This is a genomic window from Prevotella sp. P5-108 (assembly GCF_002251385.1).
Classification (GTDB): domain Bacteria; phylum Bacteroidota; class Bacteroidia; order Bacteroidales; family Bacteroidaceae; genus Prevotella.
Map to the genome: position 1 here is coordinate 1 of NZ_NPJJ01000034.1, position 13,723 is coordinate 13,723.

The 13,723-nt window shown below is 53.3% G+C and carries 13 protein-coding genes, 1 pseudogene and 1 riboswitch; of the genes and pseudogenes, 8 read left to right on the plus strand and 6 right to left on the minus strand.

Annotated features, from left to right (window positions below; all coding sequences use genetic code 11):
* From CIK95_RS13160 to CIK95_RS13165, 8 genes and pseudogenes are all read left to right on the plus strand, one after another.
* Window positions 1–268 (plus strand): annotated as a pseudogene (locus CIK95_RS13160) (N-acetylmuramoyl-L-alanine amidase); the annotation flags it as partial.
* Between the two features lie 25 nt (window positions 269–293).
* Window positions 294–1,196, plus strand: a complete 903-nt coding sequence (locus tag CIK95_RS06755; protein ID WP_022309779.1) for an MlaD family protein — start codon at window positions 294–296, stop codon at window positions 1,194–1,196.
* A gap of 128 nt (window positions 1,197–1,324) precedes the next feature.
* Window positions 1,325–1,642 carry a hypothetical protein gene (locus CIK95_RS06760; RefSeq protein WP_144007764.1) on the plus strand — a complete coding sequence of 106 codons (318 nt, stop codon included), beginning with the start codon at window positions 1,325–1,327 and terminating at the stop codon, window positions 1,640–1,642.
* Between the two features lie 20 nt (window positions 1,643–1,662).
* Window positions 1,663–1,761, plus strand: a riboswitch (TPP riboswitch).
* Between the two features lie 23 nt (window positions 1,762–1,784).
* Window positions 1,785–4,142, plus strand: a complete 2,358-nt coding sequence (locus CIK95_RS06765) for a TonB-dependent receptor (protein WP_094466597.1) — start codon at window positions 1,785–1,787, stop codon at window positions 4,140–4,142.
* Window positions 4,143–4,154: 12 nt separating this feature from the next.
* Window positions 4,155–4,751, plus strand: coding sequence for a nicotinamide riboside transporter PnuC (gene pnuC, locus CIK95_RS06770; protein WP_094385439.1), 597 nt, complete (start codon window positions 4,155–4,157; stop codon window positions 4,749–4,751).
* A gap of 80 nt (window positions 4,752–4,831) precedes the next feature.
* Window positions 4,832–6,625, plus strand: coding sequence for a hypothetical protein (locus CIK95_RS06775; RefSeq protein WP_094466598.1), 1,794 nt, complete (start codon window positions 4,832–4,834; stop codon window positions 6,623–6,625).
* 251 nt (window positions 6,626–6,876) lie between these two features.
* The gene (locus tag CIK95_RS06780; protein ID WP_094466599.1) at window positions 6,877–8,895 is read left to right on the plus strand and encodes a TonB-dependent receptor; all 2,019 of its coding nucleotides are present in this window, start codon (window positions 6,877–6,879) and stop codon (window positions 8,893–8,895) included.
* A 178-nt stretch (window positions 8,896–9,073) separates the two neighbouring features.
* Entirely contained in the window at window positions 9,074–9,226 is a 153-nt protein-coding gene (locus CIK95_RS13165; protein WP_158215107.1) for a hypothetical protein, read from the plus strand.
* A 33-nt stretch (window positions 9,227–9,259) separates the two neighbouring features.
* On the opposite strand, the gene dnaA is transcribed toward CIK95_RS13165, so the two are convergent.
* From dnaA to CIK95_RS06805, 6 genes are all read right to left on the minus strand, one after another.
* The gene (dnaA, locus tag CIK95_RS06785; RefSeq protein ID WP_094466600.1) at window positions 9,260–10,672 is read right to left on the minus strand and encodes a chromosomal replication initiator protein DnaA; all 1,413 of its coding nucleotides are present in this window, start codon (window positions 10,670–10,672) and stop codon (window positions 9,260–9,262) included.
* A gap of 499 nt (window positions 10,673–11,171) precedes the next feature.
* A complete protein-coding gene (locus CIK95_RS12840; RefSeq protein ID WP_144007765.1) occupies window positions 11,172–11,456 on the minus strand; it encodes a hypothetical protein in 285 nt (94 codons plus the stop codon).
* 56 nt (window positions 11,457–11,512) lie between these two features.
* Window positions 11,513–12,040 (minus strand): hypothetical protein, encoded by a 528-nt coding sequence (locus CIK95_RS06790; protein WP_094466601.1) that lies wholly within the window; start codon window positions 12,038–12,040, stop codon window positions 11,513–11,515.
* Window positions 12,021–12,374 carry a hypothetical protein gene (locus CIK95_RS06795; protein ID WP_094466602.1) on the minus strand — a complete coding sequence of 118 codons (354 nt, stop codon included), beginning with the start codon at window positions 12,372–12,374 and terminating at the stop codon, window positions 12,021–12,023. Before CIK95_RS06795 ends, CIK95_RS06790 begins: the two co-directional genes overlap by 20 nt.
* Before the next feature lie 76 nt (window positions 12,375–12,450).
* Window positions 12,451–12,981, minus strand: coding sequence for a hypothetical protein (locus CIK95_RS06800; protein WP_144007766.1), 531 nt, complete (start codon window positions 12,979–12,981; stop codon window positions 12,451–12,453).
* Window positions 12,981–13,721: an RHS repeat domain-containing protein gene (locus CIK95_RS06805; RefSeq protein ID WP_254046435.1), complete on the minus strand. Its 741-nt coding sequence runs from the start codon at window positions 13,719–13,721 to the stop codon at window positions 12,981–12,983. The genes CIK95_RS06800 and CIK95_RS06805 overlap by 1 nt, the downstream gene beginning before the upstream one ends.
* Window positions 13,722–13,723: the final 2 nt, after the last annotated feature.

The window sequence follows — 13,723 nt, forward strand, 5'->3', positions numbered from 1 at the left end:
CCGCCCCGTCTTCAAGGTGCAGATACTCTCCAGCTCAGCCTTTGTCAAGGCGGGCGACAAGCACTTCAAGGGCCTTGCCCCAGTGGACTGCTATCAGGAGGGAGAATGGTACAAGTACACCTATGGTGCCTCGACCGACTACAACGAGATTTCCCGTCTGCGCAAGTCCATCCTCGACCGCTTCCCCGAAGCCTTTATCGTGGCTTTCAAGGGCGGCCAGAAGATGAATGTGGGTCAGGCCATCCGCGAATTTAAGAGTAACAAGTAAAATCCTAATTAATACAACAACGGCAATGAGTTTTTTCACCAAAGAAGTAAGGATAGCATTAGCAGCCATCGTGAGCATCGTTCTGCTCTTTTTCGGCATGAATTTTCTGAAGGGCAAGAGCCTCTTCTCCAACGACAACGTATACTTTGCCAAGTTTGACAACATCAGCGGACTTACCGCCTCCAATCCCATCTTTGTCAACGGCTACAAGGTGGGTACAGTCAAGACCATCGATTTCGACTATGCCCATGGCGGCAGCGTCATCGTGGGCTTCGGCACCGACCGCCAGCTCGTCATCCCTGCCGGCACCACCGCCGAGATAGAGAGCGACATGATGGGCAACCTCAAGGTCAATCTCCTGCTCGGTCACGACGCGACCGCCACCGTTCAGCCCGGCGACACCATCACCGGCAGAGTCAACGGAGGCCTGATGGACACCGTGGCAGAGCTCGCCCCCACCATCGGACAGATGCTGCCCAAGCTCGACTCTATCATGGCGAGTCTCAATACGCTGCTCGCCGATCCCGCCGTGGCCAACTCGCTGCACAATGTCGAAGGCATCACCGCCAACCTCAACACCTCGACCCGCGAGCTCAACACCCTGCTGGGTACCCTTAACCGCAACGTGCCCGGCATGATGGCCAAGGCCAACGGAGTGCTCGACAATACCGAGCGACTCACCGGCAATCTGGCTGCAGTGGATGTGGCTGGCACCATGGCCAAGGTCGACCAGACCGTAGCCAATATGGAGCAGTTTACCGCCAAGCTCAACAGCAACGAGGGCACCCTCGGACTGCTGCTCAACGACCGCCAGCTCTATCTGAACCTCAACAAGACGCTCGTGAGCGCCGACACGCTGCTCAACAATCTGCGCGAGCATCCCAAGCGCTACGTCCACTTCTCGCTCTTCGGCAAGAAGGACAAGTAGAGCCCCGCTGCGCCTCGGGCACAGCCACCACAGACGACACCTTATTATATATAGGCAATTGGCAGACCGCTGCATGAGGTCTGCCAATTGCCTTTTTCTATGCCTCGATGGCGCGGGCTGTTCTGGCGATGACGCACAAGCTGCTGCAAGGGGCGATAAAGCTGGATGCGTGGTTTGAACTGGTGGTTGCACGCCACGAACTGTCGGTTGCAAACCACGCATTACTCCTTTCACGCCTTGATTTTATCGCAGAGATGATGGCGGCGAGGCTTGATGAGGCTGCCGACGGTTCTGCGGAGAGTAGGGTAGTGGTGGGGCTATGCAGCTCTTACGTCGTGATTTCTATGGACTTTGTCGGGGCTGTCATCGTGCTTCTATCCCTGATTAAAGCCCTTGAGGGAGTGATTTCTATGAAAATATTTTGCCACGTCTGCGTCTTTTACTAACTTTGCACTCGGAATACAAGGCGTATTCTAAGGGGTGCTTGGGCTCTTGTCCAGGCTGAGATTATACCCACTGAACCTGAAACGGGTAATGCCGACGCAGGGAAGACGTCCCCTTGATGTGTTTTTATAAAACAGAATGAAAATGAAAAAGATTGTTTGCATGGTGGCCGTATGCTTGTGCACAGCCGGCGCCATTGCGCAGACTGCCGACTCTCTGAAGATGATCAATCTGCAGGAGGTGGTAGTCAAAGGTGTGCGCGCTCAGCAGAACGCACCCTTCGCAGTAGCTAACTTCAAGAAGTCAGAGCTCCAGAGCTTTGGCAAGACCGGCAGAGAGCTGCCCTTCCTCTTCGCCAACACTCCCGGCGTAGTGGCTTGGAGTGAGAACGGTACAGGCATCGGTACCAGCCACATCCGCATCCGTGGCGCTGCCGACAGCCGTATCAACGTGACTCTCGACGGTGTAGCCCTCAACTCTCCCGAGGACCAGTGTGTCTTCTGGGCCAACATGAACTCTTATGCCGCTCTCATGGGCTCAGCCCAGATCCAGCGCGGTATCGGTACCTCTACCAACGGCGACGGTGCCTTCGGTGGTACCATCTCGCTCGCCACTGCCGCTCCCAGTCTGAAGCCCCAACTCGAGGTCAACGGCGGTTTCGGCACCTACAACAGCTACAATGTAGGCTTCAACTTCTCTTCGGGCCTGCTCTGGGACCACGTGGTCTTCAACGGCGCCTATCATGAGAGCAGCACCGACGGATTTCTGCATGGCACAGCCGGCCGCCAGGGTTCGTACCTGGGTGCCGTGACCTACTATGGCGACAAGTTTACCCTCAGCTACAAGAATGTGGGCAACTTTGAGAAGACCGGCCAGGCCTGGAGCGGTATTACCGGCGGTAACGACGACGCCACTCTCATAGCCGACGGCATGTATACCTACAAAGACCTCTACAAGAAGGGCTTGGGCCGTTACAACTCGCTCTACGAGGGGTTGGTCTTCGACGACGATAACTATACTTTCCCCAAGGATGCCAACGGCAACTACCAGACCTACCGCTACAAGCTCAACAACGGCAAGTACTGGGACAAGACCACCGACAACTTCTATCAGAACCACAACATCCTGTCGGCTGTCTTCCAGCCTTCAGCCCACTGGAGCCACAACGTAGCCCTGCACTATACCTATGGTTATGGCTACTATGCCGAGTTCCGTCCCAACAACAAGTTCAAGAAGTTTGGTCTCACCTACTATGACAACGAGGGCAATTTTGTGAAGCGCTCTGACTTTATCCGCAAGAAGGGCCTCACCCAGCACACCTATGGTCTGGTGTACAATGCCAACTACAAGGACGACAGCTGGGATGTGCTCGGCGGTGTCAACCTGCAGCAGTTCCGTGGCGGCCACTTCGGCTACCTCACCTATATTGCCAACGAGGGTGCCAACGCCCAGTTCCGTGCCAACGGCGACTACCAGTATTACGACTCGGATGCACGCAAGAACGACTATTCAGCCTTCGTCAAGGCTACGCTGCACCTCAATGAGGCTTGGGATATCTTTGGCGATGTGCAGTACCGCCACGTAGGCTACAAGACCGATGGCAAGAACGACAAGTTCTACGAGCAGGCTGACGGCACCTACAAGAACCAGATGCTCAACATCGACGAGCAGTACAACTTCGTGAACCCCAAGGCCGGTATCACCTTCCATCAGGACGGTCACAAGGCTTACTTCTCTGTAGCCTATGCCAGCCGTGAGCCCGAGCGCAACAACTTCACCGACAACGGCAGCTACGGCTCTCCCGATGCCGAGCATCTGCTCGACTTCGAGTTGGGTTACAGCTACTCTGCCCATGACTGGAACGCCGGCGTGAACCTCTACTATATGGACTACAAAGACCAGTTTGTGCAGACCGGTGCCCAGAGCGATATCGGTGAAAACCTCACCACCAACATCGACAAGAGCTACCGCATGGGTGTCGAGCTCACCGCCGACTACAGCCCTCTGTCATGGCTCACCGTGGCTGGTAACGCCGCCTTCTCTGCCAACCGTCTGAAGAACTTTGACCAGTACTACGAGAACTGGGATGACGAGACCAAGCCAGGTAAGGTGCACTATGACAAATCGACCTTGGCATTCTCGCCATCTACCATCCTTAACGGTTTCATCAACGTTCACCACAAGGCCTTCGAGGCTGTATGGCACACCAACTTCGTAAGCCGTCAGTATCTCGACAATACCGCCACCGCTCTGCGTTCGCTCCCCTGCTACTCGCAGACCAATGTCAACATGAACTACACCTTCAAGAAGGTGGCAGGCGTGAAGGAAGCCGTTCTGGGTCTGAACCTCTACAACATCTTCAACCGCCACTACGCTGCCGGCGGTTGGGTGTACAACGCCATCGGCTATGGCATGTACACCACCGACAAGCCCTACACCCAGCTGGGCTATATGCCTATGGCAGGCTTCACGATGATGGGTACGGTGACACTGCGCTTCTAACCGACGACAGCGATGGAGACATTCATCATCGACCACTGGCTTGACATCACGACCACCCTGCTGGGGTTGGCCTACATCCTGTTCGAGTACCGGGCTTCGGTATGGCTGTGGCCCGTGGGCTTTGTGATGCAGGCGCTGGGCGTGGTGCTCTACTACGAAAAAGGACTCTATGCCGACTGCGGCATGGAGTTCTACTATATCTGCATGACGTGCTACGGTTTCTATACCTGGACGCGCGGTCATCGCGGCGAGGCGAAGCAGAAGTCCGACAAGCCCATCACCCACTTCGAGCGTCGGCTCATCCTGCCCTGGACTCTGCTCACGCTCACTATCTGGGGTGTCATCTACTATCTGCTGGCCTACCACACCGACTCTCGCGTGCCCGTGGCCGACAGCTTCACCACAGCGTTGAGCATCGTGGGCATCTGGGCCCTCGCGCGCAAGTATTTGGAGCAATGGCTCATCTGGATAGCGGTCGATGTGGTCACCTGTGGGCTCTACTTCTACAAGGACATACCCTTCAAGGCGAGCCTCTACGGTCTCTATGTCGTCATAGCCGTGGCAGGCTACTTCAGATGGAAGCGCGAGATGGCTAAAAGTGCATCATAGACATTGAAAAAGAAGCTGCGGCAAGGCCGTAGACTCACATAAATTTAGTAAATTTGTCTCATCAAATCAAACCAACGATTATGATGAGACAATTTTTTATCCCTTTGTTTGCGCTCATGACCACAACGGCATCGGCGCAGACCGGCTCTGAGCGCGAGCCGGTGAGTTATATCGGCGGAGAGATATGCAATCCCCGCCTGCACGATGGCGGACTGGCCTATGCCATCGGCGCTGAGAATGTACAGGTGATGCGTGCCAACCGCACCCATCCTGACGAGGCCGACGGTTATGGCTGGACTTACAACCACGCTGCCAACATCACCTACTGGCACGGCAAGTTCTACCTGGAATACCTCTCCAACCCTGTCGACGAACAGCAGCCGCCCGGCCAGACCCTGCTCGTCACCTCTGACGACGGCCGCCACTGGAGCAAGCCCTTTGTGGCTTTTCCCCCTTATCAGGCTCCCCAGGGCGTGACCATCCCCAAGCCTTACTATGGTTACATCATGCACCAGCGCATGGGTTTCTACACCGCTCCCAACGGCCGGCTGCTCGTGGTGGCATTCTACGGTCACAGCTACAACCCCTTCAAGGAGGGAGGTATAGGGCGCGTGGCGCGAGAAATCAAGGCCGACGGCACGATGGGTCCCATCTACTTCATCCGCTACTCGTCTCACGCCCAGTGGAATGAGAGCAACACCGCCTATCCCTTCTACACCAAGAGCAAGGACAAGGGCTTCCGCGAGGCTTGCCAGGCGCTGCTCGGCGACAAGCTCAAGACGCTGCAGTGGATAGACGAAGACCGCGGACTTGACGGGTTCTACAATCTCAAGGACTCCATCAACCGCGTGCAGGCCACCTCTTACTACCACCGCAAGGACGGAAAGACCGTGGCGCTGTGGAAATGGTCGTATGCCGCCCTCTCTCCCGACGACGGCAAGACCTGGAGCACTCCCGTGCGCATCCCGTCGCTCATCATGGCTGGCGGCAAGCAGTGGGGGCAGCGCACGCCCGACGGGCGTTATGCCATCTGCTACAACCCTATAGAGACCCAGCCCTATCGCTATCCGCTCATCGCCATCAGCAGCGACGACGGCATCACCTACGACTCGATGTGTGTGGTGCATGGCGAGGTGCCGCCCAGACGCTTTATGGGCGAGAACAAGGACTTCGGTCCCTGCTACGTGCGTGGCATCACCGAGGGCGAGGCTACTCCCCCGGGCAACGACATGTGGCTCGCCTACACGGTGAACAAAGAGGATGTGTGGGTGGCTCGTGTGCCCACCCCCATCCGTACCAAGTGGACGGGTCCGGTCAATGACAACTTTGACAACATCAAGCCCCACGGCACCGTGACCGACTGGAATATCTACCGTCCGCGCTGGGCTGATGTCTATGTCAACGACCGTCATCAGCTCTGTCTCACCGACTCAGACCGCTACGACTATGCCCGCGCCATTCGTGTGTTTGAGGCTAAGCCCAAGACCGATATCAGTCTCGATGTGCAGGTGGCTGCCGAGAACGATGATCCCTTTGAGGTCGATGTGACCGACCGCCACGGTGTGCGCATCGTCTGCGTGAGTCTGCATGGTGGCAAGGTGGTGGCCAATGGCGAGGCTGTGGGCAGCTATAAGCTGGGCGAATGGCTCAGCCTCAATATCCGCATCGTCGATGGTGGGGTAGAGGTGCAGGGTCATAAGTTGCTGGCTATGCACAGTGCCCAGCACCCAGAGCGACTGAGTCTGCGCACCGGCGAGTATCGCGACCTGCCCAACCGCAACACCCCCAACCAGGAGAAGTGTCCGCCGCTGCCCGGTTGTGATGAGCGCATAGCTCCGGCTATGTATATTATAGATAATGTACGCGTAGACTGACCGCGTAACAGATAGCACGCAACCCAAGATGACTGCCCCGCAGCGAGGCGTCATCTTGGGTTTTCTGTTGGTGGAAAGGGCGGTGGCGGATGGCTGCTTTCCGGTGATGATAAGTGACAGAAAACTGCTGGTCCTTGTTTCTGTTGTTGTCGTTTTCACTCCTGTCGTCGTGAAGGTAGGTAGTATCTTTATAGAAAAAACGAATAAATCGCTTTGTGTATCTCTCGGTTTTCACTACCTTTGCACCCGATATGAAACAAAGTATATTTAATTCACAATCATCCCTGCGTTTCAAGCGGTTCTCAAACAAGGGCTATGCGCTCTTTGCTTGTCTGGGCCGCGTGGTACTGGTGGGAGTGCTGACGGTGCCTACCCTCAGCCACGCCAAGGCTGGAACGCTGACCACACATGTGGAGGCTGCTGCCGACACGCTGAGCCGCAAGGAGATGAAGCTCGACGAGGTGGTAGTGACCGGCTCTCGGGCTCCGCTGACCGCTTTGCAGTCGGCCAAGATCGTGAAGGTCATCACGGCCGACGATATTCATCGTGCGGCGGTAGAGACTGTCAACGATGTGTTGAAATTAGCCACGGGCGTGGATGTCCGTCAGCGCGGTGGCTTTGGTGTACAGACGGACATCTCAATCAACGGCGGTACGTTTGACCAGATTACCATTCTCCTGAATGGCGTCAACATTTCCAACCCACAGACGGGTCACAACGCCACCGATTTCCCTGTTTCTCTTTCCGACATTGAGCGCATCGAGGTTCTCGAGGGTGCCGCTGCACGTGTGTTTGGTACCTCTGCCTTCAGCGGTGCCATCAACATCGTGACGCGCCGCAACGAGGACAAGGGTCTCGACCTGAATGTGCAGGCCGGTTCGTTTGGCACCGTGGGTGGCGACGCCCGCGTGACGCTGGGCGGCAAGGTCAACACGCATGTCAGCGCGGGCTATATGCGCTCCGACGGCGGTACGACCAACAGCGACTTCGACAAGGGTCATGTCTTTGTCGACGCCCGTATGAGTACGCGCCATGCCGACCTGGATTTCCAGCTCGGAGTGAGTCAGCAAGACTACGGAGCCAGCACTTTCTACTCGGCAAAGTACAATGACCAATGGGAGAAGACCACTCATCTGGTGACATCGTTGGGCGCGACAATCAAGAACGTATATCGCGACCTGGAAATCAAGCCCACGGTGTATTACAACAAGTTCATCGACCACTACCAGCTTATCCACGGCAAGACCGGGGCTCAGGCCGGAGAGAACTATCACAACCTCGACGTGATGGGAGCTTCGGTCAACGCCCACATGAGTTGGCTCCTGGGCAAGACGGCTGTGGGTGCCGACTTGCGACACGAACATATTCTGAGTACGGCTTATGGCGAACTGATGGCAGAGCGCGACTGGGAGAACATCCATGGCAGCGACCGCAAGTACGACCATAAGGGCAGCCGCACCAATGCCAGTTTCTTTGCCGAGCACAACGTCATCCTGGGTGGTTTTACCCTCTCTGCCGGCGTGTTGGCCAACCGCAATACCGGACTTGACAGCCGTATGCGCTTCTATCCCGGTATTGACCTGAGTTATCGTCCTTCAGACGCGTGGAAACTGTTTGCATCGTGGAACAAGGCACTTCGTATGCCTACCTACACCGACCTCTACACCGCCAACAGTGTGCAGCAGGGCGACCGCACGCTCAGACCCGAGCGCAACGATACCTATAAGACCGGTTTGAGCTACCGTACACAGGGCGTAGAGGCCACCGCGAGTGCCTTCTACAGCCGTGGCAAGGACATGATAGACTGGGTGTATGCCACAGCCGAAAGCACCAAGTACGAGGCGATGAACATAGGCCGTCTGACCAATATGGGCTATAATGTAGAGGTGGCTCTCCATCCCACGGAGTGGGTAGCCTCGTCGCCTATCACGGCAGTCACTCTCGGCTATGCCCGCATCCACCAGCGCCATGCTACTGACGAGCCTATCTATCGCTCGCTCTACGCGCTGGAATATCTGCGCGACAAGTTTACAGCCTCGCTCTCCCACCGCATCTGGCGTGCCCTGTCTGCCCGTTGGGATATGCGCTGGCAGCACCGCATGAACGGCTATCATCCTTATGCCAAGGTCGATGCCAAACTGCTGTGGCGCCAGCCCCGTTATGAGCTCTACCTGAAGGCCGACAATCTGACCGCTCACCGCTACTATGACCTCGGCGGCGTGCGTCAGCCCGGACTGTGGCTCATGGCTGGTGCGAGCATCCATCTGTAACACAGGCTGCAGAGAGTCAGGCTGCGGAAAACCGCAGCTGACAGTAATCATCATCATAGTATTAACCCTTATCCGCAATGCCCATAACCCGGCGTTGCGGATAATTATTTTTATGGTGTAGGTCATCTCCGCTGCGGCGTAGGTCATCCCGGGAGCGGTAAAGGTCATCTCCCGCTCGGTGAAGATACCCTCCAGCTATGTGGAGGTGGTCAGGGTGGTGGCGAAGATGGTGGCGGTGGTGCTGCGGGTGGTAGAAACAAGAAGAGGAAGCACCTGCTGTCTCGGGTGCTTCCTCTTCGTCGATATGGATGGGGTGAATGGATGTCTGTAGTGGGGTGCTGTCGCCACGGGAGGGCGATGCGGGCTATTTCTTCAACTTGAACGAGTTCTCGATGCTTATCACCTCGTCTTCGAAGGCCTTGTCGACCTTGATGCGCTTCTCTATCTGCGAGCAACTGTGGATGACGGTGGAGTGGTCGCGGCCTCCGATGAGCTTGCCTATACGTGAGGCGGGCATCTTGGTATACTTGGCGGTGAAGAACATGGTGAGCTGTCGCGGCACCACGTAGTCGCGCTTGCGGCTCTTGCTGTAGATGGCGCTCTGGGTCACTCCGAAGTGGTTGCAGACCTTCTCGAGGATGTCGTCGACGGTGAGCGGACAGTTGTTTGTCTTGATAGCCCGTTGTATGACGCGCTCGGCGAGCCGCATGTTGATGGAGCACGAGTAGACCACGCTGTAGGCGAGCAGCGAGTTGATGACGCCTTCCAGGTCGCGCACACTGCCGTTGGCTGTCTGGGCGATATAGGTGATAACGTCATCGGGGATGCTCAGCGCATCACGTCTGATTTTCGACTTGAGGATGTCCACGCACAGCTCTTCATTGGGCTTCTCCAGTTCGGCTATCAGGCCGCACGAGAATCGGGAGAGCAGACGGTCGTTCATATCCTTGAGTTCTACTGGAGAGCGGTCGCTGGCAAGGATGATGCGTCGGCCGTTCATGAAGAGGTGGTTGAAGATGTGGAAGAAGGTGTTCTGGGTGCCAGGCTTGCCCTCCCACTCCTGTACGTCGTCGACGATGAGCACATCGATGGTCTGGTAGAAGAGGATGAAGTCGTTGATGGTCTTGCGCATCACGGCATTGGTGTACTGTACCTCAAAGAGTCGCGCGCTCACATAGAGCACTCGCTTCTCGGGATATTTGTTGCACACGTGTACGCCGATGGCGTTGATGAGGTGGGTCTTTCCACAGCCCGGGGGACCGTAGATAAACATGGGGTTGAACTTGCTGTTGTTGGGGTGCTCGGCTATCGACTGTCCTACCGACCGGGGCAGCTTGTTGCTGGCTCCCTCGATGTAGTTGTCGAACGTCTGCCGCGGGTTGAGCCTTGGGTCGAGTCGCTGAGGCCCCTGCGCTTCGCCGCGCTGAGGCTGCACCATGCGCTGGCGTTGGGGCTGGCGGGCTGGGGCAGCCTGCATCTCCGACTGCATCATCGGCGGTTCGCCTATCTCATTGTCCTGCGACTTTGCCACAAAGTATTGCAACTGCGTATGCTCACCAAAGACCTGGCGCAGCACATGGCGGAAAAGTTCTACATAATTGCCTTCGAGATATTCACAGACATAGCGACTTGCCACTTGGATAGTAACCGTCCGTTCTGCCTCCTTGTAATGGAGGAAGACCAACGGTTTGAACCACGTAGCATATTGCTGGGGGGTTACACTGTCGCTTATCAGCGCAAGAACCTCTTCCCAACGGGCGTCAGGAGTCACTTTCATCTGCGGAATAATCTTGTAGTCTCTCTAAGTTTAGCAATTATCTATTATTCATCATCACGCTATTAGATTCACAGCAAGTAGATGACTTATCATTGTATGCTCGCTTGCTAATTGCAGTTCTGCAAATTTCGGAAAAAAAAACGAGATATGCAAATTTATCTTTTCTTATCTGTTTTTGTCATTTCTGCAACCATCAGATTATCAGCTATTTTCGCTGAAATGGCGGCGGTTGTTGCCGGGGTGGCTATTGTGGTTGCGTAAATGGTTGATATTTAGCGCGTTTTCCGCTCTGGCGCCGTGAGCTTGGCTCCTGTAGTGAAACATCGTGCCTCCAGCGCCCCAAAGCCCATAAAGGCAAGCGCATCGGGGGCTGCCCGAGGTGCGTGAAACATACCCGCTGTTAATTTATACGAAATCTATATAAATAATGAATATCACTTTGGCGCGATTTTGATGTTTTGGCGCTCTGAGAGCCATAGCCCCTACCGTAAAATGGTCATTAGGCCGTTAGGTGTGTTATTTGAATAACTGCTCGCTGCCAGTCCATGGCCGATATGGCACCGCCGTAGCGTGGCATTCCCCCGTCGGCGTGCTCTCCGTAGGACAGACTCTGGCTGAATAGCGGGCTGCTGACGTGCGTGACCCAGGAGCGCACGTTGTAGGCGTATGCAGTGGGTGGAAGCCCTCCCTTGCCCACTGCGTAGGCCGAGCCCATGAGTGCAGGGCGGCCATAGCAGATGTAGGCCGTTATATTGCTTGTGTTGTATATTAAAACTTTCTTCATAATCCTTATGATAGTATGAATGACCTCACTTAGAAAATGGGGGAGCTATTTGAGTACTATAAATTTGAAAAATTAAATTCTGTCATCTTCCATACCCCATTAATACGCTTAAAATAACTCTTAAAGAAGCAACCAGTATATGGAATATATATATATTCTTCCATGGTCGAGTCTTTTAGTGTTGTATATCGTTTCTTAAAATTCTGGGAATAACAACAAGAGTCCGCCAGACTTAAATATAGATCGAAATCAGTTTTTTCATCCCAAACAAAGGTCTGTATCATCGAGTCAGCATATTCATCTCCGTTTGCCAAATATTCCATATACAAGTCACCATTGATACCTTCAACTTTGGCTTGAAGGCGTTTCTTTTGAAATTCTTTATCCTTATGAAATTTCTCTATAAATACGGAGAAATCCTCAAGAGGAATATTTTTCTTTATTTTCAACGTTTCTGTTTTACAATCTGCATTTTCTTCTTGAAATCGTTTTTGATTGTCAGAGCATGAATAAGTGCAGATGATGCAGATAGCATAATGGCATAAGATGAAACTCGCCCAGAATTTATTTTTTGTAATCATCATAATTAATATTTGTGTTAAAAGTAGGGATGAGAAGCTCTCCTTTGTCTCTTGGACAGGCAGGAGCAACAACTATAACTTCTGGAAGCGTTACTATTTTTTCTTCTTGCTTATCTAAGTAGTCCCTGATGTAATAGTGGCATGTGGGGACTGAGTCCCTGAAGGACACATTTCCCCCGTCGAAGAGCAGACGGCTGAGCACGCCGTTGTCATAGACCCTGTTGCCGGCGTACTCGCGCCACGTGTGCACCAGCAGGCTGCTGTCGCAGGCTATGCCGAACTCACCGTCGGGCCCGGCTGGGATGTAGGGCGATTGTTTGTAGTCGTCAGTGCGCATTGTGGTATGCTGTTTTAGAGAATGTTGTTGCAATATATATGATTTTCTCCCTATACTTCAAGCGAACAGATAAAGATTATCGTAACGGGATGATATCGTCTGCCAATATACACTCACTTTTAGTGTATAGCAACGATTTCCATATGTTAAATCCGAGACATGCCTTTACAGCTTGTTTATCTACTATTATAATACGTTTCATAACCTCGTCTATCACCTCATCACGACAAAATACATAATAGGTAAAACTCTCATGAGGCTCTATCTCTTTTGTCGATAACATTGTATCGAAAGTATTTCGCAAGTCTATTGGTTTGTCAAATGTGTCTATCATTAATTGTCCAAGACTGAAATCGCCAACACGTCTAAAAAGGTGATGACTAATAATTTTTTTCTCATCTTTTTCATATCTAAAAAAATCTTCATCGTTATCATACCAAGTAACGTAGGTAGTATTATCGCTCTTGTTTACTACCTCTATTTTATATAAACTTGTAACGGCATCCTGTCGCATAAGGTAATCTATGCGATACCGTATAGTTTTCTCCTGCCCAAAAGACATCGTTGGAAGAGTCAATACTATGAACAATACTCGTATAAATCTCATTATCTATTATTCTTTATAGTTTCTATTTTAGACTTCATAATTAAGTTGCGAAGTGTCGTGTTTGTGTCTATGGCTCTAATATATGAATGTGAAGCCATTTTATGATTATAGCCGCTCCTAAAATACAATAGAACATGCCCGTTTACTTCGTGGCTATATGCTTCGGCTCGACCATTTGGAGACAGACCTAAGTTTATATATACTTCCACATTGTTTGATGTGGAATTCTGTACGCCGTCATTGTCAGGAAATAAAGTCTTTCCCCAAAGTCCTGTATCCCCTGTGGTAATCTCGTCTATAGAGACAAAGTTTCTATACTCTTCTTGTAAAGTGGAGAGTATCATGGCGATTTCTTCTTTTCCTTGCGGTCTAACTTGTTTCCCATCCGGGTCAAACGTATTCACGGGATCATCCCCACACGAAGCGTAAGGTGACACATCGTAGTACTTCTCGCTGAGCTTGTCCATGGTGTTCCATCTTCCTGTAATGGGGTCGTAGTGGCGGGCACCGTGGTCGTACCAGTCAGGGCCGTGGGTGCGGTCGAGCTCTTTGCCTATGTATTTGTAGGGCTGCAGGCCGGTGTTGCGGCTGTCGCCCATCAGGGCACCGTAGGGGTAGTAGTGGTTCACCTCCTCCACATTGCCGTGTGCGTCGGCTACTATGCGGTTGTTGCCTAAGTAGTCCTTGATGTAATAGTGGTATGTGGAGGTTTCGCCAGAAAGATATCCAACAGGGAGCATTA